This is a genomic window from Pseudomonas sp. IT-347P (assembly GCF_949768005.1).
Classification (GTDB): Bacteria; Pseudomonadota; Gammaproteobacteria; order Pseudomonadales; family Pseudomonadaceae; genus Aquipseudomonas.
Genome location: NZ_CATKPQ010000054.1, coordinates 1 through 208, shown reverse-complemented (window position 1 = coordinate 208; position 208 = coordinate 1). Strand labels below are relative to the sequence as shown.

General features: G+C 62.0%; 1 protein-coding gene. It reads left to right on the top strand.

The window, feature by feature from the left end:
• Positions 1–208 (top strand): hypothetical protein (locus ACM6IV_RS19635; RefSeq protein ID WP_414871271.1); only part of this gene is annotated, 208 nt, incomplete at both ends.

Below are 208 nucleotides of genomic sequence, written 5' to 3'. Positions count from 1 at the left end.
CGTCGGCGGTATCGCCGTCGTCACCAATGGCGTAGCCGCAGGCTTCCCGCAATCGATCACCACGCCGTTGGGCAGCACGCTGACTATCACAGGTTTCAACGCCGCCACCGGTGTTGTGAGTTACAGCTACACCCTGGCCGATAACGAAGCCCATCCGAACGCCGACGGCGCGAACAATCTGCCTGAGCAGTTCGCCGTCACGGTGATC